The sequence below is a fragment of the Oleiphilus sp. HI0043 genome, from assembly GCF_001634935.1.
The window spans coordinates 1-809 of record NZ_LWEY01001882.1 but is presented as its reverse complement, the minus strand read 5'-3'; the positions used below and the strand labels follow the sequence as shown (position 1 = coordinate 809).

Below are 809 nucleotides of genomic sequence, written 5' to 3'. Positions count from 1 at the left end.
CATTACCGGTATTACCCAGGTTAGCATCCGCACGAACTGGGGCGGCGAAAGAAATCGCTTCAACCCTGTCAATTTCTGCGCCTATATCCTCTGCACCATTTTTTGTGGGTTTAATAACAAAACGATCACCAACCTTGAATGTGCCGGAATTAAACTGCAGCTGAAAACCATCGACTTCAACACTAGCCGGAAAAATTCCAGGTAGTATCCCTTTGGTCACAACATTATTTGTACCTGCGATGAACAGGGTATAATCGTTGCTCGATGGACCTTCAAATTTCAGGTCGTAATCGTTGGTTGTCAACTCGGTCGCATCAATGATGTTAACCTGCATACTATGATCTTGAGGTTCAGCATTGGTACTATTTCCCAGAACGCGGCTTCGTGCCAACACTTCCTCATTAACATCCCTAAAGAATAGGCCGCCTAAATTATCTTCCAGATCCATACCCAAGCCATGCTGCTTGTTGACGGTGTCTGACAAAACCATAGCTATACGACCGAGACTATTAACTGCTGTTGTAAGTTCATTGTCTCTAAAGTCTAGAAGCCCACCTACTTTTCCGCCGGTCAGCTCATTACTAATTATCTGAGAGCGACCATTAACCTGCATAACAATTTCTTTTCGTTCAGTGTCACTAGGGTTTAAAGTCACATCCAACTGATTTGAAGAGCTTCCTAAAACAAGAGGCTGACCATTTCCCACAAATACGTTGACCTGACCATCTGCTCCTGTAGGAAAAACTGCTACGTTTACGTATTCAGATAGCTCTCGTAAAGCTTCATCCCGAGCATCTAATAAATTGTTG

The 809-nt window shown here is 43.5% G+C and carries 1 pseudogene; it reads right to left on the bottom strand.

The annotated features are described in order from the left end of the window. Positions 1-809, bottom strand: a pseudogene (locus tag A3729_RS33650) (flagellar hook-associated protein FlgK); the annotation flags it as partial.